The 25,681-nt window shown below is 34.4% G+C and carries 19 protein-coding genes and 8 pseudogenes; 19 read left to right on the plus strand and 8 right to left on the minus strand.

Translation table 11 applies throughout. The features are described from left to right. Positions 1-430: 430 nt before the first annotated feature. From JFL43_RS19515 to JFL43_RS19535, 5 genes and pseudogenes are all read left to right on the plus strand, one after another. Positions 431-1,474: pseudogene (locus JFL43_RS19515) on the plus strand (squalene--hopene cyclase); the annotation flags it as partial. A 136-nt stretch (positions 1,475-1,610) separates the two neighbouring features. Beyond that, positions 1,611-2,252, plus strand: a complete 642-nt coding sequence (locus JFL43_RS19520) for a GDSL-type esterase/lipase family protein (RefSeq protein WP_200750306.1) — start codon at positions 1,611-1,613, stop codon at positions 2,250-2,252. A 753-nt stretch (positions 2,253-3,005) separates the two neighbouring features. Then, positions 3,006-3,371, plus strand: a complete 366-nt coding sequence (locus JFL43_RS19525; RefSeq protein ID WP_200750307.1) for a hypothetical protein — start codon at positions 3,006-3,008, stop codon at positions 3,369-3,371. 318 nt (positions 3,372-3,689) lie between these two features. Continuing rightward, on the plus strand, positions 3,690-3,971 hold the full coding sequence (locus JFL43_RS19530; protein WP_200750308.1) for a hypothetical protein: 282 nt from the start codon (positions 3,690-3,692) through the stop codon (positions 3,969-3,971). Positions 3,972-4,845: 874 nt separating this feature from the next. Next, on the plus strand, positions 4,846-5,943 hold the full coding sequence (locus tag JFL43_RS19535; RefSeq protein WP_234447908.1) for a transglutaminase-like domain-containing protein: 1,098 nt from the start codon (positions 4,846-4,848) through the stop codon (positions 5,941-5,943). A gap of 429 nt (positions 5,944-6,372) precedes the next feature. Here JFL43_RS19535 and bla read toward each other — a convergent pair whose 3' ends face one another. Next, the gene (bla, locus tag JFL43_RS19540) at positions 6,373-7,266 is read right to left on the minus strand and encodes a class A beta-lactamase (protein WP_200750330.1); all 894 of its coding nucleotides are present in this window, start codon (positions 7,264-7,266) and stop codon (positions 6,373-6,375) included. A gap of 269 nt (positions 7,267-7,535) precedes the next feature. Here bla and JFL43_RS19545 point away from each other — a divergent pair, with 269 nt between their 5' ends. The 4 genes and pseudogenes from JFL43_RS19545 to JFL43_RS19560 all read left to right on the plus strand — a co-directional run. Next, positions 7,536-9,308, plus strand: a complete 1,773-nt coding sequence (locus JFL43_RS19545; protein WP_200750331.1) for a BlaR1 family beta-lactam sensor/signal transducer — start codon at positions 7,536-7,538, stop codon at positions 9,306-9,308. A 20-nt stretch (positions 9,309-9,328) separates the two neighbouring features. Then, a complete protein-coding gene (gene blaI, locus JFL43_RS19550) occupies positions 9,329-9,712 on the plus strand; it encodes a penicillinase repressor BlaI (protein ID WP_200750310.1) in 384 nt (127 codons plus the stop codon). 581 nt (positions 9,713-10,293) lie between these two features. Continuing rightward, positions 10,294-11,256 carry an oxygen-dependent tRNA uridine(34) hydroxylase TrhO gene (trhO, locus tag JFL43_RS19555; RefSeq protein ID WP_407702005.1) on the plus strand — a complete coding sequence of 321 codons (963 nt, stop codon included), beginning with the start codon at positions 10,294-10,296 and terminating at the stop codon, positions 11,254-11,256. Positions 11,257-11,546: 290 nt separating this feature from the next. Then, positions 11,547-11,967, plus strand: a pseudogene (locus tag JFL43_RS19560) (AAA family ATPase); the annotation flags it as partial. A 173-nt stretch (positions 11,968-12,140) separates the two neighbouring features. Here the strand turns inward: JFL43_RS19560 and JFL43_RS19565 are convergent. Continuing rightward, positions 12,141-12,911 carry a sporulation protein gene (locus JFL43_RS19565; protein ID WP_200750311.1) on the minus strand — a complete coding sequence of 257 codons (771 nt, stop codon included), beginning with the start codon at positions 12,909-12,911 and terminating at the stop codon, positions 12,141-12,143. Between the two features lie 154 nt (positions 12,912-13,065). Continuing rightward, entirely contained in the window at positions 13,066-14,394 is a 1,329-nt protein-coding gene (locus tag JFL43_RS19570; protein WP_234447903.1) for a DUF2252 domain-containing protein, read from the minus strand. A gap of 1,158 nt (positions 14,395-15,552) precedes the next feature. Between JFL43_RS19570 and JFL43_RS19575 the strand changes: the two genes are divergently transcribed. The 4 genes and pseudogenes from JFL43_RS19575 to mobV form a co-directional block, all read left to right on the plus strand. Beyond that, positions 15,553-15,708, plus strand: coding sequence for a hypothetical protein (locus tag JFL43_RS19575; protein WP_200750312.1), 156 nt, complete (start codon positions 15,553-15,555; stop codon positions 15,706-15,708). A 447-nt stretch (positions 15,709-16,155) separates the two neighbouring features. Then, a complete protein-coding gene (locus JFL43_RS19580; RefSeq protein WP_100796653.1) occupies positions 16,156-16,995 on the plus strand; it encodes a YitT family protein in 840 nt (279 codons plus the stop codon). Positions 16,996-17,877: 882 nt separating this feature from the next. Beyond that, on the plus strand, positions 17,878-18,372 hold the full coding sequence (locus JFL43_RS19585; RefSeq protein WP_200750313.1) for a hypothetical protein: 495 nt from the start codon (positions 17,878-17,880) through the stop codon (positions 18,370-18,372). Between the two features lie 423 nt (positions 18,373-18,795). Continuing rightward, positions 18,796-19,184: pseudogene (gene mobV / locus JFL43_RS19590) on the plus strand (MobV family relaxase); the annotation flags it as partial. A 120-nt stretch (positions 19,185-19,304) separates the two neighbouring features. On the opposite strand, the gene JFL43_RS19595 reads toward mobV, so the two are convergent. Continuing rightward, positions 19,305-20,210 carry a LysR family transcriptional regulator gene (locus tag JFL43_RS19595; RefSeq protein WP_100796656.1) on the minus strand — a complete coding sequence of 302 codons (906 nt, stop codon included), beginning with the start codon at positions 20,208-20,210 and terminating at the stop codon, positions 19,305-19,307. A gap of 296 nt (positions 20,211-20,506) precedes the next feature. On the opposite strand from JFL43_RS19595, the gene JFL43_RS19600 reads away from it, so the two are divergent. Together JFL43_RS19600 and JFL43_RS19605 are read left to right on the plus strand one after the other, a co-directional pair. Continuing rightward, the gene (locus JFL43_RS19600) at positions 20,507-21,259 is read left to right on the plus strand and encodes an alpha/beta hydrolase (RefSeq protein WP_100796657.1); all 753 of its coding nucleotides are present in this window, start codon (positions 20,507-20,509) and stop codon (positions 21,257-21,259) included. A 220-nt stretch (positions 21,260-21,479) separates the two neighbouring features. Continuing rightward, positions 21,480-21,674, plus strand: a complete 195-nt coding sequence (locus tag JFL43_RS19605; RefSeq protein ID WP_100796658.1) for a hypothetical protein — start codon at positions 21,480-21,482, stop codon at positions 21,672-21,674. 83 nt (positions 21,675-21,757) lie between these two features. Here JFL43_RS19605 and JFL43_RS23655 read toward each other — a convergent pair. Beyond that, a pseudogene (locus tag JFL43_RS23655) lies at positions 21,758-21,978 on the minus strand (IS3 family transposase); the annotation flags it as partial. Continuing rightward, positions 21,979-22,071: pseudogene (locus JFL43_RS23660) on the minus strand (transposase); the annotation flags it as partial. A 221-nt stretch (positions 22,072-22,292) separates the two neighbouring features. Here JFL43_RS23660 and JFL43_RS19615 point away from each other — a divergent pair. The 4 genes and pseudogenes from JFL43_RS19615 to JFL43_RS19630 all read left to right on the plus strand — a co-directional run. Then, positions 22,293-22,508: pseudogene (locus JFL43_RS19615) on the plus strand (helix-turn-helix domain-containing protein); the annotation flags it as partial. Then, positions 22,508-23,269, plus strand: a pseudogene (locus tag JFL43_RS19620) (IS1595 family transposase); the annotation flags it as partial. The pseudogenes JFL43_RS19615 and JFL43_RS19620, both read left to right, overlap by 1 nt. A 206-nt stretch (positions 23,270-23,475) precedes the next feature. Continuing rightward, a complete protein-coding gene (locus JFL43_RS19625; RefSeq protein WP_200750315.1) occupies positions 23,476-24,129 on the plus strand; it encodes a cysteine peptidase family C39 domain-containing protein in 654 nt (217 codons plus the stop codon). 176 nt (positions 24,130-24,305) lie between these two features. Continuing rightward, a pseudogene (locus JFL43_RS19630) lies at positions 24,306-24,614 on the plus strand (IS30 family transposase); the annotation flags it as partial. Between the two features lie 114 nt (positions 24,615-24,728). Here JFL43_RS19630 and JFL43_RS19635 read toward each other — a convergent pair. Together JFL43_RS19635 and JFL43_RS19640 are read right to left on the minus strand one after the other, a co-directional pair. Next, positions 24,729-25,151 (minus strand): DUF3888 domain-containing protein, encoded by a 423-nt coding sequence (locus JFL43_RS19635; protein ID WP_234447904.1) that lies wholly within the window; start codon positions 25,149-25,151, stop codon positions 24,729-24,731. A gap of 37 nt (positions 25,152-25,188) precedes the next feature. Continuing rightward, positions 25,189-25,488, minus strand: coding sequence for a DinB/UmuC family translesion DNA polymerase (locus tag JFL43_RS19640; RefSeq protein WP_234447905.1), 300 nt, complete (start codon positions 25,486-25,488; stop codon positions 25,189-25,191). Between the last annotated feature and the right edge of the window lie 193 nt (positions 25,489-25,681).

Consider the following 25,681-nt stretch of genomic DNA (forward strand, 5'->3'; position numbering starts at 1 on the left):
AATTTTAGAGAAAAATATTGACATCCTATTAGCTGGTTTTGTTGAAGAAGGACCACTAAAAATAATCAACCTTTTTATGAAACTGTATACTAAATCACAACGAAAGAATCCACTTTGATCAATCTTTTTCAAAATAGATTCTTTTATTTTTGGGTTATAAGGATTATAAGGAACTTTTAAACTTAGTCATTTTCAACATATGTCTTTAAACCACTCCGGTTTCCAACTATGAATAGCGTGTTTTTCCAAAGAAAAAATATCTGCTAAGTAAATTTCAGTTGTTGCTAACCGCTCATGTCCAAACGATTTCATAATGTCATAATTAAAGTAAATAACCAGCTTTCCTTGAAACAGCCAAAACCTTTATATAACAAGCGTTTTGGCTGTTTTTTTATTTTCTCCAAAAATTATAGAAAGAATGATTAACGCAAAAACGAAATGCCAAGTGAACAGGAAGACTCATATGCAATTCACCACAGCAACGGTATGGAATACAGCTTTAATTAGTTATGCCATGCAAGAAGCAGGCGTTTCCGAATTAGATCCCGTTATAAAAAAAGCAAACCAATTTTTATTAACACGGCAGCATTATAAATATGGGGACTGGGTCATACACAATCCAGATAGTCTTCCAGGGGGATGGGGTTTCTCAAATGTAAATACTATGAACCCTGATATTGATGATACTACTGTAACCTTAAGGTCAATCTGCAATACTGTCATTAATAAACCCGAGGTCCATACATCTTGGGACAGAGGAATCAACTGGGTATTTTCAATGCAAAATGATGATGGAGGATGGTCATCATTCGAAAAAGGCGTGAATAATAGCATTTTGTCTATGATTCCAATTGAAGATGCTAAATTATTACTCGCAGATCCATCAAGTGCAGATTTAACAGGAAGAACATTGGAATTTTAAGGGAAATTCACTAACTAAAAAAAGAGTCACGACTCTATAAAGTTAGGTGTAAATTGGTTATTCGAACATCAAGAACCGAATGGATCGTGGTATGGCCGATGGGGCATATGCTATATTTATGGTGCTTGGGCTGCTATAACCGGGCTTGTTGCAGCAGGAATATCATCAGATCATCCTTCTATTCTAAAATCAGTCAAATGGCTTCGTGATATTCAAAATTCGGATGGAGGTTGGGGAGAGTCTTGTAAAAGTGATAAAATGAAAACGTACGTTCCATTGTGAGCCAGCACGTTAACTCATACAGCCTGGGCCTTGGATGTGCTGATTGCTGCTGAAGACGAACTAACACCAGAAATAATATCAGGCATCAAATATATTTTAGAAAATAATGATAAAGATGACTGGACAACATCTTATCCAAAAGGACAGGGAATGGCTGGCAGTTTCTATTTTCATTATCATAGTTATCGATATATTTTCCCTCTAATTGCACTTGCGCATTTTCAAAAAAAGTTTCCAAATGAAAGCCTCTTAACACTCAAGAACGAATAGGTATGAAAGGTGATATACCATACTACGGTGCAAAGGGGCTGTTGTCTCTCATGCCAGGCTCAATGACAACCAAATAGTTTCGAATCGTAACTGATTTGAATACTATAAGAATACAACTAATCATTTGAGGTGAAATATGGATTTCAATCCTTTATGTTATCTGGCGATAGGCGATTCCCTTACGGTTGGTATCGGTGTTCCTTTTTGGGACCCAGGATATGTTGAATATTACAGAGATCTGAGTAAGCAAATTTTAAAAAGGCGTATTTTTTATCAAAAATACGCAAGGTCTGGAGCAACGACAGAGGATGTTTTAACAATGCTTTATTCCCCGAGTGTTACGAGAGCTGTAAATTGTGCAAATATCATTACGATAACGGCTGGAGGAGATGACTTAATAAACGCTGCTAAAGGATTTATAAGAAATAAAGATGAAAAAATTATATCTCAGGCTATAAAACAATCAGGGGATAACTACTCAAAAATATTAGAAAGAATTCACCATCTAGACAAACAAGATAAATACATTATACGGTTAACGAATTTATACAATCCATTTCCCGAGATTCCTATAGCAGATGAGGGTATTAAAGCGTTTAATTCATTGATTAACGGTTTTGGTCGGGAAATGAATGTTAAAGTAGCTGATATCTATAGTGTATTTAAGGGGAATGAAAAAGCTTTATTATCAAGAGGAGGGGTTCATCCAAATAGAAAGGGTTATTATCAAATGGCATTAGCTTTAAGTAGGCTCGGATATTCCCCGTTAGAAGGCTAAAGGTTGTTCTAAATTTATGGCTATGTTAATCCATTTCACCAATACTTTCATTAATGGTGAAACATCTGAATGTTCGGGAGGTATATATTCTGGTTGTCTTGTTTGATTGTCATATACAGCAAATAATACAAAAAAAGATTGAATTTTCTGTAAATATTTATGCAACAGTAGTGAATTTTTATGAATATATTGGTTAGGTGAAAGTTTTCTATAAGTATGATGTTTACGTGATTTTCACTGATTCAGGTCATCCCGGCTTCTCAAAAAACTTATCTGTAGAATCTCTATATGGGATATTCGCTTAATCAGAGGGTAGAAATATTGCAGATAAAACGAGTTTAGTAGCATTGCAATATCCTAATTCATTATTGGGGTTCAATGTTATAGGTAAAGGAGATAGAAAGAATTATACACCTAAACCAGAGATGGAAAGAGATATCAAGTCTTTATTCTATTCAGTAGGGAATGTTAATTCAGCTTGCTCAAATTTCAATAAAAATTCTTGAACCTTCAAGTAGTCATCTAACGATAGAATAGGTTTTACGTGAGGTAACCGAACGTATTGGTCATGAACTTTCATATGCCCCGCATAAAAAGGATTTTTTAAGCAAGCCAATAATTTTAGATTATTTGTTGTTACCTTTTTAAATCGCATCAATTGTTCAATAAGTTCTTCAAGAGATACAAGACTCTATTGCAAAATCAAATGGAAGGGGAGTATTGCAGCCGATCTGTAGTAGTTGTAAAACAGTAATGATTTTTCGTTCAAATAACTTAGGGGCACACGGATATTATGTATGTGTTAAAAATCATTCTAGAATCTTTATAGAAGCTTCTCGATACAACCAATTAATTTCAGAGCACTTTACGTATATATTAAATAAAGTTAATGTCAAAGAAATTAAAAAGGATGTTTTTGCGTGTTTATTAGCCCGAGAAAAACAGTATAATAAACAGTTATCGTTTAAAGAGAATCAATTAAAGTCTATTCATAAAGAGGTAACAGATTTACTGGGCACTAATAAAAAAAGGAAAATAAACTTATTGGTTGAGCAGTCAAAGACTATCGTGGAGAAAATAAAGCAACTTAATATAGCTTTATACCAAATTGATGATTAAAGCTATGCTCGAAATTAAGAAAGGCAGGCGATCCGGGCCTTTCCTAGCGATGCCTATTCGGTTTCGTGCCAAAGTTCGTAAAAAATCAAATCATCACATAGAACTTTGTAATCAGTAAATATTTATAATATAATATAAAAATAGTATAAAATGTGAATAGTAGATTAGTTTTACGGGTATTAGTATCTGTGGAATTTTAATAATAAGGATTCTATTTATACTACCTGTATTCACTTCCTGCACCATTTCAAACAGTCGTTGAGGACGTTAAGTGCTGGTAATTCACTGGTTAGATGAAGAGAGGGCGAATAGAATAGAATGGAATTAGAGCAACTGAAAAAAGAACTGATTTATGCGCTGCCGAATCCTACTATGCGAGCTGTAGTAGCAATACTAGCTGTAGAAAATCCAACTACAAGAGATTTGATTGTGTTAAAACATCATGGAGATGGCGAACTTCCACCTAAGTCCGAGTTTATCCGTATCAGCGAAGTACCGCCTACATATATGAAACTTCACCATCAATATGTTATCATAGAGCCTTCTCTACTACATATTAGAGGCCAAGAGGCATTGCGAGCATACGGAGCACTCTGTTAATTGCTAGTATACGAATGTATAAAACGATGTTTTAGAAGTAGATTATTTAGCTGGAGAGAGTGGGGACAAGGAAAGTGGCATCAATGCTGCAACTGCGTGGAGATCGCATTAGTTTTTGCTGGCTGTCACAAGAGAAGTGATTAGTTAAGATACATAACTAAAGAGGATGTACGGATACGCTAATATCCGCACGTTTATAGTATCCATACAAGTACTTGTCGGAGTATTTTTAATCGGTGATAGAAAGACCAATCCAAGAAACGTAACCTTCCCTACACAGGAGGGTTATTTTTTTCGTTTATTTTGAGTATTATTGCCTCGTTTACCGATGACCACTTTAAAGTTAAAACGTCATTTACCGTCATGTAAGGATAAAGCAAATAACGAATAGTAGATTCCCTTCTATTTTAACCATTTAATTCCAAAATAAATTGCTATTCATTGTGACTTTAATTGCTTGTACACCAGCTTAGCTGTAAGTTGTTTTCTCCTTCAATGGGGTCTCTGACTGTGACCGCTGAATATTAAGCAACTGCTCTGTACCAATTGAATCTATAAATTTAGTACATTTTTTATCGGTTTTTGTAAAAAAAATTTACTGAAATGTAAATTTATTGTATTTTGTAAGTGGTATTAAACTATATTTTGGAGATGATTTATTTGAAAAAGTATTTTGTAGCTACTTCTTTCACAATACTTTTAGCTTCTGGTCTGACTTTTAATGCAGAAGCTACCAACAATACAGATGAAATAACAATTTATAGTACTAGTACTTGGACTTGAATACGGATGGAAGAAGGTGAAATCTATGAGTAAAACTGTTACAGTTGATTTTTTTTATAGAAATGAATTATTCGAAAAACTATAATTGTGGATGATTATACCTCCTGCTATTCAATTTAACGAGAGTAATTTAAAGCCCGATCAAGTTAGAGAGATTCCAACAGGGGAGAAATTAGCGTATTACGTTTTAAGCAAAGATCAACATTTACATCTTAATTATGAAATCGAATTATATAGTACAAAGAATGAAAAGAAAAAATTAACGGATGAAGAAAGGGATTTTTATTTGAGAAATACCATTCTTTCACCAGTAAATAAAGAAACTACAAGGTTAGCAAAAGAAATTACCTATCAACAGAAAAATGATAATGAAAAGGCACATGCTATTTTTCATTATATAGTAGATAATTATCGCTATATTTACCCTCCAAGTAGTAGGGGGGTCAACTCGTTTCTCGAAGTAAAAGAAGGCGATTGTGGGGAATTTTCATTTCTCTTTACAGCATTATGTAGAGCATTAAAAATACCAGCAAGGTCAGTAGTTGGAAGTTGGGCATATGGAAAAATGAACGCACATGTTTGGAATGAGTTTTTTATAGAAGATAAAGGCTGGATTTCAGTAGATACAAGTATGGCCTACTTACAAAAGAAAAGATCTTTTAAGTTTTTTGATAGTTCTCTAATTACGTTACATTGGAAAAAATATTTTGGTGGAACCGAAGGGCAACGAGTTGTTTTTTCTAAAGATACGGAAATAGAGTTATTACCAGAATATAAGAATGATGAAGAGGCCTTTACTTTAAATCCCATGCTCATTAATGGTGAGCCTTTTTGTTGGGGACAACAATCACTAAACGGGAGAGCTCCTTACTTACAACCCATATATATAAAATTTGAACAAAACGATGATTTACTTTCATCATTAGATTTATCACATATACTTGGAACTTGGAAAATACGAGAACATGGAATAAAGCATTTTTTAGAAGGCCTTAAAAAATTTTCACTGAGTATCGCTATACTGACTATGGCTTTAAGTTATATCTTTGAAAACTTCTATTTAGAGGTAGCTTATAAATTGACGTTTATTATATTCTTTTTATGTTTCATATTAAGAAGAGAACGTATTATTATTTTTAGTGTTTTTTTATTGTTTATGAGTTTATCCCTTTTATCGACTTTAGATTAAGTGCGAACATATACCTTTTCTTATGTTTAGGGTTGAAGGGACGTGGTTTTAAATTGAAACGTATAATAATTTTTTATGATGGTTGGTGTTCTATTTACCTTAAAAGCATAAAGAGTAGATGCTCTTGAGAAACTGATAGAGAATAAAGAGTACATGAGAGACATCTATAATCATGTAATCCCATCATCTGGAAAATACCGAAAAACTAACAATTATTTTATTGTACAAATAATAGGGGTCCCACCAACAAATTCCTATTTCGTACGATAAGCAAATTTCGACAAAGAAAAAGCCAATTTCCTGTACGCTAAGGAAATTGGCTTTTAGTTGTTTGTTTCATAGGGAAGTAGCGTCAGGAAACCGCATATTTACAATGTTAAGCAATTTTTTATAAAAAAGATGATAGTATTTTTTAATAATTCATTCCCGTTACTTGTTGTTTGGAGTGGAATTAAAAACATTCATTACTACCTTTGTTGCCTGTGCAATAAGCTCATCGTTATAAGTTGCATCCTGTTTATCGCGACTGGATAGTATTGCAAGAACGATTGGTTCTCTGTTAGGCGGCCAAACAATCGCAATGTCATTGCGTGTTCCGTAACCTCCCCCGCCAGTTTTATCTCCAACTTCCCACCCTTTGGGAACTCCTGCACGAATTAAATTATCTCCAGTTGTATTTCTCTTCAACCAATCAACTAACATAGTTTGTTTCTCATGTGTTAGTACGTCGCCGAGCGTGTATGCTTGAAGGTCATTAGCAAGTGCTTTTGGTGTACTAGTATCACGAGTTTCTCCTGGTACAGCTTCATTTAGGCCTGTCTCAATACGCTCAGCATTAGTTACTTGGTCACCAAGTTTTTTTAAAGATGTTTCGAATCCCTCAGGGCCGCCCAGTTCCTTAAATAAAAGATTTCCAGCAGTATTGTCACTGTACCTGATTGCAGCTTCACTAATGTCTTTAAGAGTCATTCCTGTATCAACATATTTCTCTGTAATCGGTGAATAGGTAACAAGATCATCACTAGTGTAGGTAACTATTTTGTTAAGTTCTTCTATAGAATTTTGTTGTAAAACTGCCCCAGCAGCCAGTGCTTTGAATGTGGATGTGTATGCAAATCGTTCGTCTTCACGAAATTCCACGGTTTTTTTTGTTCCTGTGTCAATAGCATAGACCCCAAGTCTCGCGTCATATTCCTTCTCAAGTTGTTCAAATTTCTCCATTGTAGTTTCTTCCATTATATTTTCTGACGTTTGGTTAGGTTCTGTTTCTGATTGTTGTACAACCTGTTTGTTCTCATCTGAGCAGCCTACAACCATAAGCATCAATCCTATCGGTGCTAGTATTTGATAAAACCTTCTTTTGTTCACGATGTAAAACCTCCTAATTATTTGATTAGACTCTTAATGAACTGAAAAAACAACCTTTTTCAAGGAGTTCCAACAGATTACGTTTGTAGTCTGATTACATCTGTAGTATAGTATTACATAGGTAATCAAATTAAGTCAACTCTTTATTTTTCACCATCAAGCTACTATAAATATGCTACCTGTTTTAAAAATGTAAAAATCTAAGAGAGTTGGTGTTGGAGGAAATGTTTTTAACTCATTTTATAATTGGCCTATTGGTATCTTCATTTTCCGTTACTGTTATTCTACTTATACGAAAATGGTTTGGAAGACAACTAACAGCAAAATGGCACTATCATTTGTGGATGTTTCTTTTTATCGCTTTAACACTTCCATTCATACCTACTCATTTATATAATTTTAGTTTTCTCTTTAGCCGTGGATATATGTATCAGACTAATGCTGTCAGCCCTAATACAGAAATAAACGGAACTAATATGATGCAGGGCCTACACCTTATACAAGACTTTTCTGTATCTGTCAATCAGTCGGATCTGTCCGTACTTAATATAGGAGTAATGGGATTATGGATCTCAGGGTTGCTATTATTTACTTTTACTATGGTTCGTGGATGGATCACACTTAGAAGGATAAAGAATTATTCTTCTACGTTTTCCAATAAAGAAGTTCTTGTGCTTTTCGAAGAATGCAAGAAAAGACTACAGATTAAAAAATCAATAAAGATTGTTATTTCGAAAAGAGTCCAATCTCCAATGATATTTGGACTTTTTCAAACATATATCGTCTTACCTTCTCAGCATGAAAACTGGATCAACTTGAAACATTATGAGCACATCTTTCTTCATGAACTGAATCACTATAGAAACAAGGATCTGCTAATAAATTACGTGATGTTGTTCTATCAAAGCATTTATTGGTTTAATCCCCTTGTCTGGCTTGCTTTTAGAGAAATGAGATTAGATCGGGAAATCGCATGTGATACATCTGTTTTACATTTGCTAGATGATAATTCATTTAGTGAATATGGAAATACAATTATTAATTTTGTAGATCTTTCGAAACGTTCAAGTAAGCTACCGTTAGTAACACAAATAAACGGTTCGAAGAGCCAAATTAAAAAACGAATTGAACAAATTGCTGCCTATAAGCCTGGCGCAAAGAAATCAATAAGAAAAAGTGTCTTTATTTATGTGTTGGCCAGTATCATTTTGACAGTCCAATTACCTGTCATTTCCGCATTTTCGACGGAGAACGACCGTTACTATTTTAATAATGACGGAACAATTTATGAGGATTTACATCAATTCTTTAAAGGGTATGAAGGCAGCTTTGTTTTATATAATTCTAGTGCAAAACAATATCGTATTTATAATGAAGAGAAAAGTACGTTGCGAGTATCACCTGATTCCACATACAAAATCTATAGTGCCCTATTTGCACTAGAATCAAATGTGATATCACCCGAAGAATCCACCCTTTCATGGGATGGGACGGAGTACCCCTATGATGCTTGGAATATGGATCAGGATGTCTCATCTGCTTTACAAAAATCAGTAAACTGGTATTTCCAAGAACTAGATCGTAGAAAAGGATTTGAAACCATACAATTCAATCTACAAGACATCAACTATGGAAACTCCAATGTATCTGGGGGATTAGGTGAATTCTGGAACGAATCCTCATTGAAAATTTCCCCAGTCGAGCAAGTGCAACTGCTGCAAGCCTTTTATAACAATCAGTTGGGATATAAGGAAATGCATATCCAAACTGTGAAGGATGCACTACACTTAGAAAATAATGAAGAAGCTCGCCTATCAGGAAAAACAGGTACAGGTACAGTGAATGGAAAAAACATCAATGGTTGGTTTATTGGGTATGTAGAGACGAAGAACAATACTTATTTCTTTGCTACCAATATACAAAATGAAGGTGATGCATCTGGAAGCAAGGCTGTAGAAATTACTTTATCAATTTTAAAAGATTTAGGAATCTATTAAAGAAAATGGAGGAGATAAATGTGGAGAAAAACATTCCTAATATATCAGAATCAGAATGGGAAATCATGAACGTGCTTTGGGATAAAGCTCCTCAAACAGCGAATGACGTCATACTTTCCTTACAGGAGAGTACTGATTGGAAGCCAAAAACCATACGCACTCTTCTCGATCGATTGGTTCAAAAAGATGTAGTAGGTGTCAATAAAAATTTAAGAGTTTACACCTTTTACCCGCTCTATATACAGGAAGAGTGCCAGCGTGCTGAGACCGAATCATTTATCAAGCGTATCTATGGAGGTACCTTGAAATCCATGCTTGCCCAATTCATTCAGGAAGATACTCTATCTAATGATGATATCAATGAACTACGCTTTATTTTAGATAAGAAATCTAAAAAGCAATAATATTTAAAAAAGCGATTTGGAATTTTTCCAAATCGCTTTTTTCGCTCGAAATCGAAATAGCGGGGGATATATAACTAATGTAATTATCGCTTTCTTCCCTGTAAATACTATGCCCTTTAGTCATAATGAACGAAACGACCCTAGTTTGCTAACCGTGGGAGTACCAACAAAAGGAATCAGGTGCTACATAAACAGCAGGTCCTTTTTTTCATTTAGACAGCTCTTTAATGTTAGAGACAAGAAAATCAATTCAGTTGCATCATATCTTAAGTTTCTGTAGAACAGAATGTGATTCTAACCTTCTCATTTAGGTGACCAAATAGTTGTCTAGTTTTTTTTCTATGTGTTTCTTCTTATATAAATAAAAAGGGAGTAGTTTATGTAAAGCGTTTGCCCACAATATTTAAAAATGTGAAATTCTTTATTTGCTTGTCCCCCAATCATCCCCCAACAAAAAAATCAAATGATGATGTATAATGAGGGAGGCACTTTTACGTAAAGTGTTATAAACCAAGAACTGCAAGAATAATGATATACATTAAAACCCTATAACTATATATCTTGCAAATATACAACGATAGGTGGAAACACAATTGGATTACCGCGTTTTACTTTATTATTTTTACACTGACATTAAAGACCCGTCTGCATTTTCTGCGGAGCATTTAGCTTTTTGTAAGTCGATTGAGCTAAAAGGTCGTATTTTAGTCGCGTCAGAAGGAATTAACGGAACTGTTTCAGGAACTGTGGAACAAACAGATGCTTATATGGCTCATATGAAAGCAGATCCTCTCTTTGACGGTATCGTTTTCAAAATTGACGAAGCAGAACATCATGCATTCAAAAAAATGCATGTGCGTCCAAAACCTGAGTTAGTCAATTTAAGCTTAGAAGACGATGTTAACCCACATGAAATTACTGGTGATTATTTAGAGCCGGCAGAATTTTTGGAAAAGATGCAAGAAGATAATACAGTCATTGTTGATGCACGAAATACGTACGAATTTGATGTAGGTCACTTCAAAGGTGCGATTCGCCCAGATATTGAAACGTTTCGTGATTTACCAGACTGGATCCGTGACAACAAAGAACTACTAGAAGGCAAGCAAATTTTAACTTATTGTACAGGTGGCATTCGTTGTGAGAAATTCTCTGGCTGGTTAAAACGTGAAGGTTACGAAGATGTAGGCCAATTACATGGTGGTATTGTTACTTACGGAAAAGACCCTGTTGCTAAAGGGCAGCTTTGGGACGGTCAATGTTACGTTTTCGATGAGCGTCTGACTGTACCAGTTAACCAAGTGGAACATGTCATAGTAGGTCGCGATCATTTTGATGGTGAGCCTTGTGAACGTTATATTAATTGTTCAAATCCTGAATGTAACCTGCAAATTATTGCTTCAGAAGAAAATGAGCATAAGTATTTAGGTGGTTGTACACATGAATGTCGCGTACATCCTCGCAATCGCTATATCGCACGTAATGGCTTAACAGAAGTAGAAGTAAAAGAACGTTTAGCACAAATCGGCGAAGTTTTCGCTTAAATATGTAGAAGAAAAGGCTGCCGAAAGTTAGGAGAAATCCATACTTTTATCAGCTTTTTTCATGGTATTAAGACAATCCACTACCACACATGGTCTAAAACATTCCAAGTATCATTTCCATTATTCTCAAAATAGGGTACACAAAATATTCACCAATGCTAAACTCTTCTCCCCCTGTGATTTCTAATCCTTGTTCCGCAAAAGATTGCTGAACAAAATTAAAAAGCGCCCTTTAATCAAAATAATAACATGTTAATATCTTACAATCTAAATATATGTTACAAAACTCGCTAATAATTGTTGAAGAAATAGATCGACTAAAAGTGCAAAATTTAGAACAGCTCAGGGATATCTACGATCGTAATGACATTGCGATGATATTAATTGGAATGCCTGGCATTGAAAAACGATTAGCCCGATATCCCCAACTTTACTCTAGAATTGGATTTGCTCATGAGTTTGATAAACTTAGTAAAGAGGAAACCCATCATATCTTGGAGTATAAATGGGAAGAGTTAGGACTTTCAATAAAACTTGAAGACTTTTCCGATTATGAAGCAATAACCAGTATAATAAAAATTACCGGTGGGAACTTCAGGCTCATACAGAGACTGTTCACTCAGATTGAAAGAATACTTGAAATTAATAAGCTTGAAACGAACAGAAGTTGTGGAAGCTGCACGTGACAGTATAGTTATCGGAATCAAGTAAATATAAAAAGCTATCGGATGCTTTAGTTGAACAAGCAACCTAAAAAAGTCGGTTCCTTTAGTACAGGAAATCGACTTTTTTATATAGGGTGCACTTCAAACCTATTCGATTTTACACTCATCTTACTAAATTTATCATTAAATTATTTCGTTATCAGAGCTTGGGTGGCTTCATCAAACATGGTTTGAGATGATTTGTCTTAACTTCTCCTGTAAATTCGGTAAATTTTGTGTAGTGATTAATATTCTAATATGACTTTCATCCATTTCCAGTGCTTCTGCTAAAAAGCCTCCGAAACCTCTTGCTTTTCGATCTACTTGCATAAGGATTTCTGCGGATTGTTCAGATTGTGAAAGGAACAAAATTTCTAGTTCGTCTAGTTTTCCTCTATAAATACCGCTCGTTGGGATAAACTCGAATTCTTGAACAAATGGACAATTATTGCGAATTTTTGAGGAAGCTTGTTCACATTCCACTTTACGTAGTTTGAAACCGAGTTTTTCTATCGCCTCTAAAATTTGCGATGCAAGTTTAGTCGGGCGGATTCCTATGAAATCTTTATCTGTTGGATCTACTCCATTTTTAATATCTAATCCTGTACTAACCCATACTTTTGTATTTCCATATGTAATTGGTGTGTCAGCTGGGAGATTGATCTCAAATGGAATTACTTTTGTTTCATTGACCCCAATTGTAAACGGAGCAGTAACCTTATACTTTTTCACTGGCGCAACATCGTTATACTTTTTATCATTTAACTCTCGGATATAGGTAGTATTTAAAGTCAAATAAATGGAGTCAATTTGTTGCTCATGATTCCCTCCATACACTTCTACTTCGCCCTTCATTTTTTCTCCAGCGACATACTCTGCTTTTTCCAGCTTCGTATCCACTTTAGCTCCACCTATCCCAAAACTCGCCAGTACTTTGTTAAAAAATGACATCAATAAATCCTCCTTCATCAATTAAATTGCAATTTCTATACGGATACCATAAATAAAAAGTTTCATATTTTTGTTTAATGCATAAAGACAAGCAATATTTGTTAGGATGACTGTACGCTAATTTTGTCACCAATACTTTTGGTGATTAACCCAATTATTTCTTCAAATCTTTCTTATACTCCATAAAGAATTTATAATCCTGCTCCACTTGGTTCGCGTATGAAATGGCCCAGTGTGAAAGGGAATGAACAAATCCGTCAACATCATCACCAATCGCTTTTAATATCTCGTCTTCACTATGATAAGGTAGGATACCTTCATTAATATCCGCATCTGCCCGAGCGTGTACTTTTGCTGTTATTCGTCCCATTTGTTCAACCGTCTCCATCATGTCCTCATGACTTTTCATCATTTCTAGTTTTAATTTCTTTTTGTACGGCGAACGTTCGCGTACGTAAAAGTCACGGTTATCCATCGTCAGATTTCCTAAATGAGGATCTGCTTGATGATGCATTGCTCGTTGTGTCATAATCACGCGTTGGCCTTGGTGTGGAAAAGTTTCCCAAAAATCTTTATTATACGGCATAAAATAAGCAGGAATTGGTACCCTAACCTCTTTCATCTCTAAGATTACATCATCTAAATCCTCTTTTTGTTGTCCACCTTCTATTAAAATATAAAAACGATCTAATCCGATGGAGGCTGTTCCTGATCCATGCTTAATCGCAATATCTTTAATACGGTACTTCGTTTCCTGATCCATCTTTCCAACGGTTTCTAGATATTGAGGCCAAACTTTTTCAATCTCTGCTCTCGCCTCATCGCTTAATCGTTGAATCTCATCTGATTCCACAAACTGTCGCTCTGATTGAAAATTGGAAGTAACCTTACCTAATAAATGTGCCTCACTTCTTTTTTCTAGCTTTTTCAATAACTTGTGAATCGCTCCGTTTGCTTTCTTCTTTGTCACAAAAAAAGTATTTGGTAAATCTTTACGAGCCTGAAATCGCGATATTTGTTTATGATACGTTTGCAGGTATGCTTCTACCACGTCTATCTGCTTGTTTACTTCATAACCTAATTGACGACAAACAAGCACGACACTAACAGACATGCGCAATAAATCATATAAATAAGAACCTAAGTAACCTTCATCAAAATCATTAATATCAAATACTAGCTTCCCTTCTTCATTGTGAAATGCACCAAAATTCTCAAAATGCAAATCCCCTTGAATCCATGTAGGTCTGCTCTCTAACGTATGATATGGAAACCAATGATTTGTTACATCATAATAAAATAAATAAGCACTGCCACGGAAAAAAATAAACGGACTTTGTTCCATTTTCTCGTACTTTGACTGGCGACTTTCTTCTGTATGCCCCATAATTTTTTGATCAAATTCTACTAATATTTTCTTTAGAGTCTCCATTCGTAAATCACGTTTCGTTTGCTCGACACGTTCTCCAAGGTTCACCATCATTTTCTCTCTCCCTAATTGTTTAAATTTTACTTTATTTATAACTTCCACGCTATTAATCTATCGATTGAGTAGATATGGTTTTTTATATGGAAGCTTATGCAGTATCAACCGCTGTCAATTCGATAAGAAACAATGACCAATCATTAATTCAACAGATTTCCTAATAAAATGATGACAGTAAAATGAGACATAAATAGTAGTAAGAGCATGTTGTGAACAGTCGACGTTTGAACATGCTCTTTTATTTACTAGGGTTTTTCCAGTGTAGCTAAAGCGGAAAGTCTAAATATAATGATTATTGGTGAAGAAGAGTTGTACGAGATGATAAACAGTAATTCAAACATGGTTTAAAACATGCAGAGGATGCTGAAGTTGTAGCTCATATTGAAAAATAGAACTCATCTAAAAACATTATCGAATTGTCCTTAGAGAAGATATATGCGTTGTAAAGGAGGATGCTTTATGACGCATATATTTAATTGGTACATGTATAAGACAATGTTAATGTTTTACTCGCCTTCAAATAAGGTGAACTCAGATTCAAAAAAAGTAAGTTCATTTTTAAAACTAGTGAGTCTGATTTACAGTTGGTGCAAATGGTCATTGCCAAATCCATTGCCACGTCCTTTGTTTAATTCTTGTGTATGGTTGTTGGTAAGTATGTATTTTTTATTGCATCTAAAGTTATTTGTTTTTCTCAAGGCTCTGTTTGTTGTATTGTATTTGTAATGCAGTTTGATAATGTCAAAGAGAAATCTAACATAACTGTATGTACAAAACTGAAGAAGAATCAGTTTTATGGAGCGGGGAATTATCCTTGCTCTTTTTTTATGGAAATGCATATTCAGAATTACACCCACTGGCAAATTCAAAATAATAAAACCACAAGTACAACTTGTTGAAAGGACACGACATATATTGGAATAGAGGAGAGTAAACGGCTTAATCCTTTTCAATAAATTGATCAAGCCAAGTCTCTACTGCTTTTTTCACGTTTCTTGATTACTCCATAAATTCATCCATAATATATCCGATTAACCTAGAAAGTGAAGCTTCATCGGCTTCTCTCCACTTTTCCTAACCTCTCTTCCGAACTTTAGTCTGGGACACATTCATTTTGTTCTGGATATAAAAGTGAATGAAAACCGGTAGGGGAGTATGCCGAAAGCGATTAAAAATTTCAGAATTGGGCATACTAAATTAAAAATAGTGGTACAGTCGATGGGATATAAAGTGAAAATGACATCAGAAGAGTCAAAAAAATTATGCAAGGTTGCAAAGATCAAGGGAATAAGAAAAAACAAAAAGCTATAAAGAAATAACGAATTAAAGGGGGTAATAATTATTGCCTTTTTATATGTGTAGAGAATTCTCGAATAGAAAAAGCGGGATTCCTACTAATGATTTATTAGAAGTTGTTAAAACTTTTTTGGATTATGACGCTGATTTATATATAGTGATGGACGATTGCTCGTAAGTTAGGGTACGTTGGGCGGGGAAGGTATTGAACCTTACATAGTTGCTCGCAATTACCGCTTCCGATACAAAGAAGCAATACGCAACATTAGGCATCATGACTTCAGTAATGGAGATGCTGAATTGCATATAAAAGATACTCCGTCTTCTATTGTGTAGATTTAGAATAAAGTTTGATTAAAATCCTGTATTAAAATAAAAGACTACTGTTCTATTTAAATGTTCCACGATATAATGATGAGAGTTTGTTACTAGTAAATATTTTTATAAGCAGTGAGGTAGTATATGAAAAAAAGAACCACAGACATTATTTTTATCATTATTGGTGCATTTATTTTTGCGTTAGGTGTTAATTTATTTGTTATTCCGAACGAGCTTGGTGAAGGAGGAGTAACTGGTATCACGATTATTACCTATTATTTATTTGAGTGGTCACCAGGTTTAGTCAACTTAATTTTGAATGCATTTTTGTTAATAATCGGTTATAAATTTTTGAATAAAGTAACAACGATTTATACGATTATTGCTGTAGTTTCTAACTCGCTTTTTCTTCATCTGACAGAAAGCTGGAATATTGCTTCTAATGAATTGATGGTAAATGCCATTTTTGGAGGAATATTTGTAGGGTGCGGGATTGGCCTAATCATTCGGGTTGGCGGAACAACAGCAGGTACTACCATCTTAGCAAGGATAACACAAAAGTATTTAGGATGGAGCATCAGCTATGGTCTATTGTTTTTTGATTTAATAGTTGCTTTTTCATCTTATTTTATCATTGGTGCGGAAAAGCTGATGTTGACAATTATTATGCTATATGTAGGAACGAAAGTAATGGAATTTGTAATCGAAGGCTTGAATCCGAAGAAGGCCATTACGATTATTTCTGATAAACCGAATGACATTGCCAAACAGGTGACTACATTAATGGACAGAGGGGTAACCGTATACTCAGGTCACGGTTATTACACAAAAACCCCAAAGGAAATTCTTTATATTGTTATTAGTAAGCAAGAAGTAATAAAATTGAAACGGATTGTTCAATCTACTGATCCGAATGCTTTCATCGCTATACACGATGTTCGTGATGTGTTCGGAGAAGGATTTATTGATATTACTAAAGCTTAGTAAGAGTTTTTTTTAAAAGAGTTATAATTTGTAGAGTTGGTATTAGATAGATATCTACCTGTTTGAATTACTAATCTATAGGCAGAGGAAGCCCCTTATTAATGGCTTCTTATTTTGACAATTCTCTTGTGAAAAAGTTGGCTCCTGGATGGAGATTATCTTAAGGTTTAACTAAAGAGTAATATTACACCATATATTAAGAATATGGTTAATAATTGTTTAATCCATTAAAGGGCGCGATTGTTTAACAACAAAGGCAGAAAATGAACAATTTTTTTATAAAGATTAATCTTAATAGATTCTTTTTATTTAGCGTAAAATGCTGGCTTGTTGGGTATTATTAATCAACCTTTATTCCAAAGCTACAGTTGGGTACTACATGAAAGAAAACATCTGTAAGTTGGACGAGGGCAGGGAAGGTATTGAACCTTACATAGTTGCTAGCAATTACCGCTTATGATACAAAGAAGCAGTAAGCAATATTAAATGCTTATTAATTATCCTACTAATTAAACAAAAAGGAGAGAGATAAATATATCCCTCTCCTTTTTGTTTTTACTAACTAACCTACTTCTTTAGTGAAAAATCTTTGAGCTTTTCATCTTGTTTCTAATGAAATAAGGTAGTATAAGAGTGCTTGGCTCAGAGCATTGAACATCTGTTTATTTCACTAGTAAACCTATTGAAGTTCAAAACATACTCGTTGGAAAAAAATAGCGAAAATGACTCCGTTCAAAAAAGTGGGGGAGCACATCATAAAGGAGAATCAGTAAAACCTCCTAAAGGAGTTAAAGAATTCTTACGTAATAGAGGATTTAAAGTATAGTGAAAAATGTTTGTTATATAAACATACAAATTTACCATGGTGTAGGAGCAGATTAAATGAAAAAATTTCGGGGCAAACGACGCTATTTTCGTAATTTAAAAAAAGAAGAAAATCTAGATGCATATAATCTTGATTTTGGAAGTGATAGTTGGTTTGATTTTTGGCACACGCACTTGGATTTTTGGGGGTATGGAAATAATAGTGTCAAAATCAGAAAAGCGCATAATAAAGCATATCTATCTTTATATTGCAAGTTAGAAGAAAAGCTTGAAGAGTGGGGGAAAACTTATCAATTATGGATTGAAATATCTAATGAAGATGCAGGGTTAGATGCTATATTTATTCATTCAGTTAATCCGAATGCAGATAATTTTCCATTTAAGATATCTAATTTAAGTCGATGTGATAAATTACCTGTATATTTAAGGGATGTAATAAATCTAAATGAATATAAAGTTGATTATTATGAATCTGAAGACGATTCTGAAATTATTTTTGTTATTCAATCTCTAAAAGATGGAAATCCACTTAATAGTGAGAGTGTACTATAATATCGTGTGTGGAACTTTCTAACATATCGAACTTGGTAGGGCCAATTATTATTTTATTATATTGTAGGCACTATTTCTGGGATTGCAAATATTTCGGGCTTTTACTATAGTCCGGATAAATATATATTTAGCTATTTAGCTAGTCGTGATAAAAAGCCAAATAACGGATATTTTAATGGTTTCTAAAATGTATTTTAAGCGAGAGGTGTTAATATTATTAAATATTTTTTAAAAAATAGATGGGAAATAATAATTTTTGTTTTTGAACTGGAGAAAAATAATGTGCGTTTCCGCAAGTTTTCGACTGACGATGGAATCGGCAAACGCCTCGCAGAGCACACACTTTTCGGAGATAAAGTATAGTGTGCCTATTCTTTACATGGAAGTTGATACCGAGAATAGACGTGGGTAGGATATTTGAACATGAGCTATGCAGTGGTGAGAATGGCGAAAATGAAGTCACATGATTTAAAGGGAATCCAGTTTCATAATCAGCGAGAACGAGAAAGTAAAACGAATCCGGATATCGACCAGGAACAAACAAAAGAAAATTATGATTTGGTTAACGAACGTCCAATTGATTAAAACAAGCGAGTGAAAGAAATCATTGAGGACCAAAAAACAGGTACAAGAAAAATACGAAAAAATGCTGTATTGGTGAATGAATTTATCGTGACATCGGACCGGGATTTTTTTGAACAATTAGATACGGTACGAGAAAAAGAATTCTTTGAAGCAAGTATGGAATTTTTAGTGAGCGTTATGATATGCAAAATATCGCCTATGCGACAATTCATAAAGATGAGCAAACTAAAGAAGCATATCCACAACATTACATATGTGAAGCAGAAATTTTTTATTTTGAAGGCAAGCATGTAGAAATAACAATGAAATCGTCAAGATGTAAACCTAATAAAAAGCAGCAAGGGGGCTTAATTTTGCTCTCTCGCTGCTTTTTTGCGTTCTTCAAAGAAATCGAGTATGAATTTCTGAAACTGCTGCGCTGCAGGTGATAAATAGCGGCCCTCAGCCCATGCCATACCGATAATTCGCTCACATTTCACATCACTGATACTAATTTTAGCTATTTTCCTCGGATTAATCTCCTCACCATCGGGTAACAATGAAAAACCAAGTCCGTTGGCTACAAATCCTGCCACAGTTCCTACTTCATCACCAACGAATGTGATTTTAGGTGTAATTCCGACCTTTTCGAAAATTTCATCAACCGTAATACGAAGGGCGTACCCTTTTTTTAATAAAATGAAGGATTCATCTTCTAATTCTTTAAGTGTAATGCTTTTTTTCATCGCTAGTGGATGATAAATCGGCACGATTAGATACAACTCATCTCGCCATAACTCAGTCCATTGAATAGGTTTATCAACTTCCATCTCTGCTAACAAACACAAATCAAGCTCACCCGATTTTAATTGCTTCAATTGTGTATGTGTGTGGTTTTGAATCAGCTGAAAATGAATATCTGGAAATTCTTTACGGAATAGACGAATCATATCCGGCACGACATTTGTTCCTAAAGTATGTAAGAAGCCAAGAGAAACTTCCCCCTTATTTGGATCAACAAGCTCTTGAATCTCATGCAAACCGTCCCGATATTCCTGCATTATATTATTAACACGTTTTAAAAACATGGCTCCGTAGCGATTTAAAATAATTGAGCGTCCTTGTCTTTCAAATAAAGGTACGCCTAACTCATCTTCAAGTCTTGCTATTGAACGGCTAAGTGCGGGCTGTGATATAGATAAAAGCTCCGCTGCACGTGTCATATGCTGTATATTAGCGAGCTTTTGAAAATACTCAAGTTGCTGCCACTCCATGAAATGACCTCCTCATTTCCTAGTAAATCAATTGATACCTTTTATGCATGATAATGATAAGAATTATAAATTATACATTATTAATAGTCAATGTTACTATGAGATAGACATAAAATAGACACAACATAAAGATAGAAGTTTTTAAAGGAATATGTCTTTTAAAAAAATCGGTTTTTATTATTAAATACAAACATATCTCACATAATAGGAAAGTCATGGAGAAGATATGTTTTACTATAAACGGAATGGCTTAGACCAAAATTAACTATTTGTCTATTAAGAAGGAGACAGTTAAAATGAAATTAGTTGCACCTAAATCTTTTACTCTTGAAGGAGGAAGTAAAGCAGTATTATTACTTCATGGCTTTACAGGAAGTACAAAGGATGTAAAGAGATTAGGCACATATTTGCAAAAACAAGGATATACTGTCCATGCACCAATGTATAAAGGACATGGTGGAACACCAGAAGAATTACTTGAAACAGGTCCAGAAGACTGGTGGAATGATGTTGTTGCAGGCTATAACCATTTAAAAGACGCAGGGTACGAAGATATTGCAGTAGTCGGCATTTCACTTGGTGCTGTTTTCTCATTACGCGTAGGTGAAGAGTTCCCAGTAAAAGGCGTTGTATCAATGTGTGCACCGATTAAACGTGACAGTACTGATGGGCTTTTCGATCGTCTGTATGACTATGCTAAAATCTATAAGTCTTTTGAAGGAAAAACAAGAGATGAAATTATTGCTGAGCTTGAAACACTAAAAGAAACACCAAAAGGCTCATTAAATGATATACAAAGAATAACAAAAGAAACTTGCGAGGACTTACACGAAATCAAAGCACCATTATTAGTAATGCAAGGTTCATTAGATGCGCCAATTTATCAAGAAAGTGCACCATTTATCTACAATAGCATAGATGTAAATGACAAAAATATAATTTGGTACAAAGAGTCTGGCCACATTATTACAACTGGTAAAGAACGCGACAAAGTATGTGAAGATGTAAGATATTTCCTTGATCATATTGATTGGTCAATCGCAAACTAATTATTTCTAATAAAGAAAGCACTTGAATTAGTTAACTTATAAAGACCTAAATTAAAAAAAGATAAATAAAAGGGCATTACATATTTTATATGACTAATATGTAACGCCCTTTCCTTTTTATTAAACTAAAATCCTCCGTTACTTTAAGTGCAATGTTTCACAAATATGAGAAAATAGATTATACTGGACTAACAATCATATTAAAAAGGAGGAATTTCCTATGACCGAGAATAATCAATCCGAAGCACCAAAAAAGAAAATCAGCCTGAAAGAGGCAGTGAAGCAGCAGCTTGAAATCAAAAAGAACCAGTCCTCTGCTAATAAAGGGAAAAAGAATGCCGACCTTTCAACAAAAAAAATGAAAAGCCAGCAAGCGAAAAAAACAAGCAATACCCGTAGAAAAATGGGTGTCTAATTAACGGACAAAATCGGGTACCCATCCCTGTCTTAATTAAAGAGGACTGACCCCTGTAATTAAGACAGGGATCATAAAAGCATTTATCCAGCCAGTTGTCGGTATTGTACCGGCGACTGGTTGTTTAGTTTTGTTTGAATTCGGATAAGGTTATAATAAGTTATATAGTCTTTGACGGTTTGTTCTACGATTGCAGTCGTAGTACTTTTTAAGCTGTCTAAGTAGAGCGTTTCAGACTTTAATGCGGAATGAAACGATTCGAGGGGGCATTATCAGCGGGTGTACCTTTACGGGACATGCTCATAGGACCTTTACCAAAGGAATATTGTTTACCTACAGGTTGTTCAAACCGATGATTTTCTCCATTTTTATACCAACGTATCCACGTTTCCACTTGTGTTTTATGGCGTATATTTAATTCATTTAAAATGTATTTCATTGGTTTATCAGCTAATCGCATCTCAGTCGCTTTCATTTTCACTTCATAAGGATACCTCACTCTTTTTCCCATGACGAATTGTAATATTAAGTGCAACACCTAGAAAAAATAGAAAACGCCCATAACGATTCCGTGTAAAATGTAAGTTACTACACTAAACATCATACGGAGGTATCGTTATGAGCTACCAACATTTTACCATATCTGAACGTGCGAAAATAGAAACATTGCTTGCTCTAGGTTTCTCGATTCGAGCGATTGCCAAACAAATTAAGCGAAGTCCATTCACTGTGTCTCGTGAATTAAAACGTCATTTTAATTGCTCAGTAGAAGTTGCACAAAAGCGCTATAAAGTTAATAAGTCGAACTGTGGTGCCAAGTCAAAATGTACCCCAATGGTATGACAAATACGCCACTCTCGGGTTCACGTTATCCTGACAAATGGATGAAATATATTGATATGATGATAAACGGATTAACATTACCTAAAATCGCTGAACAATTAAACATCCATATATCTACTGCATTTTACTGGAGACATAAAGTTTTGAATGCTTTAGGAAGTCGCGGATTTAATCAGTTATCTGGTATTGTAGAAAGTGATGAAACATTTTTTAGAGAGTCATTAAAAGGACGACAATTTACACATCGAAAACAAAAAAAACGCGGAGAAAAAGATGAAAAAAGAGGTATCTCGAACCTGAAAATTGCCGTTGTTGTTGTTGCATTAGACCGTACCGGCAATATTCTTGCAAGGGTGGCAGGAAGAGGCCGTGTAAATGCAGAAGAAATTGATGCGGTTATCGGAGAATGCATTGTACCTACTTCTTTGCTATGCACTGATACAGCTACCAATTATAAAAAGTATGCAATGTTAAAAAATCTAAAGCACGAAACAGTTAATCTAAATCAAAATCAACGAGTGAAGAAAGCAATTCTTCATATACAGCACGTTAATAATTTTCACCGCCGTTTAAAAGGATGGATGGAACGTTTTCAAGGCGTTGGGACGCATTATTTAGACAATTACCTCTACTGGTACCGTTGGCTTGAGTCACATAAAAAGTTAGCATTTGAAAATCGAATAGAGCAAATGCTTATTTCAGCTTGCCAAAAATCCAATTATTTCACAGTAGAAACAATTAGAACGACGTAAGCAGTTTAATTGTAGAGTGTAGTTTAACTGGTGTTCAACAATCGGGTCATATAATTGAACAACACAACACTTTGAAAAATTTGGGTATTTTTGTTAACATTTAGGTGGGTTTGTAAAGAAATGTACTTAAACTAAAGGGCAGGTTAGTGAAAGAAGGACTTAGAATATTGTTTCGATATGGACGCAAAGCAATGGGGGGAAGTAGTATGTTTATAGTTAGAACAGCAATTTTATGGATTATTATATCTACTATCATTAATGCATATTTAATGACATTACCCATACCTCTTTTACGAAAAAGAGATTATCCGGCTAACTATCTAATTAAACGAAATAATAGGATAGATATACAAAACAAAAGGGAATGTGCAGCATTTTCAACAGCATATGTGTTGCGTCATTTTGGAATGGAGGCCGATGGTGAAGAGTTATATACTAATTTCCCTAGTAAAATGAGGTCAGGTAATGTATATCCAAAGGGAATCCGTACGGTGTTAAGAAAAAAGGGATTTAAAACAAACTATTATAAAGGAAATATAAATACATTAAAGTACGAAGTTAGTAAAGGAACTCCTGTAATTGTTTTTATTAAAGTACATAAGGATCGTAATAATTTGCATTTTGTCCCTGTCGTAGGATATGACAAGGAGTATTTTTACCTTTCAGAATCATTAAGGCATCTGGTGAATTGTAATGATGATAACAATAGCTATAATCGAAAAGTTCCTATTAATGAATTTAGGGCATTATGGAATGTAAAAAATATTAATATGCTTCTTTATAGCAATACTTACATAACCGTAGACGCCACTGACAAAGAATTTTATCTGGATATACGGAGAAAAAATACTCAAAATTGATGGAGTCTTATTAGTTTTCAATAAACTGGACTTTTTGTTGAAGATATTTTTACTCTGGCTAGTTGTGCTAACTGGGTGCTTTAGTTGAATTAGCTCCACTTTTCTACTCAACTAAAAGGGATTGGACCTAAATATTTAATTCGCGATATGCCAAAACAAACTTTGAGAAAACAGCCTTACCAAAAGACAGTTTTCAGACGGCGACGACTGATCGAGGCAAAGAATTTAGTTGTTATACAAACTTGGAAAAAGACTTGAATATCCAAGTTTATTTCGCTGATCCTTACTCTTCTTGGCAGCGGGGCAGTAATGAAAATGCAAATGGTTTACTACGTGAATTTTTCCCTAAGCGAACAGACCTAGCTGAAGTAAGCATGGATGAATTAAAAGAAGCGTTATATTTAATCAATAATCGCCCAAGAAAATGCTTGGGTTGGAAATCTGCACACGAAGCGTTCATGGAGCAAGTGTTGCACTTAATTTGACAAAGTAACCCATAGAAAAAGCACCTCCTAATTAAATTTCAGGTAACTTTACCCGAATTCAATCAAAGATGCTTTTTTATTTGTCTATAGTCTTGGGTCAGTCCCATGGGATATTTACCACTTTTTTATTTTACTTTTCGAGTCAAATTTATCTTTAGGTAAGTCTTCACCTCTAATTTCCTTATGCTCAAACTTAAGTACTTTATATCCTGGAATTCTAAAAGTGATGGTCTCAATCCCATATGGAGGCATAATAGCCCTTAGGTAAGTTACTACTTGTACAGTCACATCGAAATTATCTTCAGCTTCATTTTTCGTAACCATTGTTATCTTTGGCAAAAAATATAACCTTATTTCACCATGATAATCTTTAATTGCTTTAGATATTTCTCCTGACATAGATCTTAGGAAGGCTTCCTCAATAAGTAATTCCTGGATTTCCCCATCGTTTTCATTTATTGACGAATAACTTTTCATATTAAGAGTAGTGCTTATGCATAAAAACAACAAAAAGAAAAGTATAAGTTTTTTCAACATCTTAATAAACCTCTTTTTTTTATAAATTTACTTTAACCTAACTTCCACTTTTTATGTATGATTCATAAAGCTCGATTGTAGGCGTTTCTAACGTCTTGGAGCGGTAAAAGCCTTTTGTCATGGCATGCTTACTATAGGATAGCCCTAGCGTTAATGTACGTGTTGCATAACCCGCTTCCCTTGCGATATCCTCACACATTTCTAAAAGTACGACTAAAAGCTCCTTACGTCTATGATAATCCTTCATTAGCATTTGACCTTTACCAAAACTCAGCTGATTTGATAGTAATGGCTCTCCGAAATTTGAAAGGTCAATACCCAAGTTTGATGAAGCCATTAAGTAATGTAAGCTTTAGAAATTACTTCGTAAAACCAATTTTCCATATGAAACACCCCCAATCCGTATAAATTTAACTTTGATTGAATCTTATACACCCTACTAAAGTGGTGAAATACAAAAAAGTATATCCTATTTGAATTAAATGCATGAAATTGTAAATCTTTTTTATTACATCCCAAAGCGGATTATC

It is taken from the genome of Viridibacillus soli (assembly GCF_016612995.1).
In the GTDB taxonomy this organism is placed as follows: Bacteria; Bacillota; Bacilli; order Bacillales_A; family Planococcaceae; genus Viridibacillus; species Viridibacillus soli.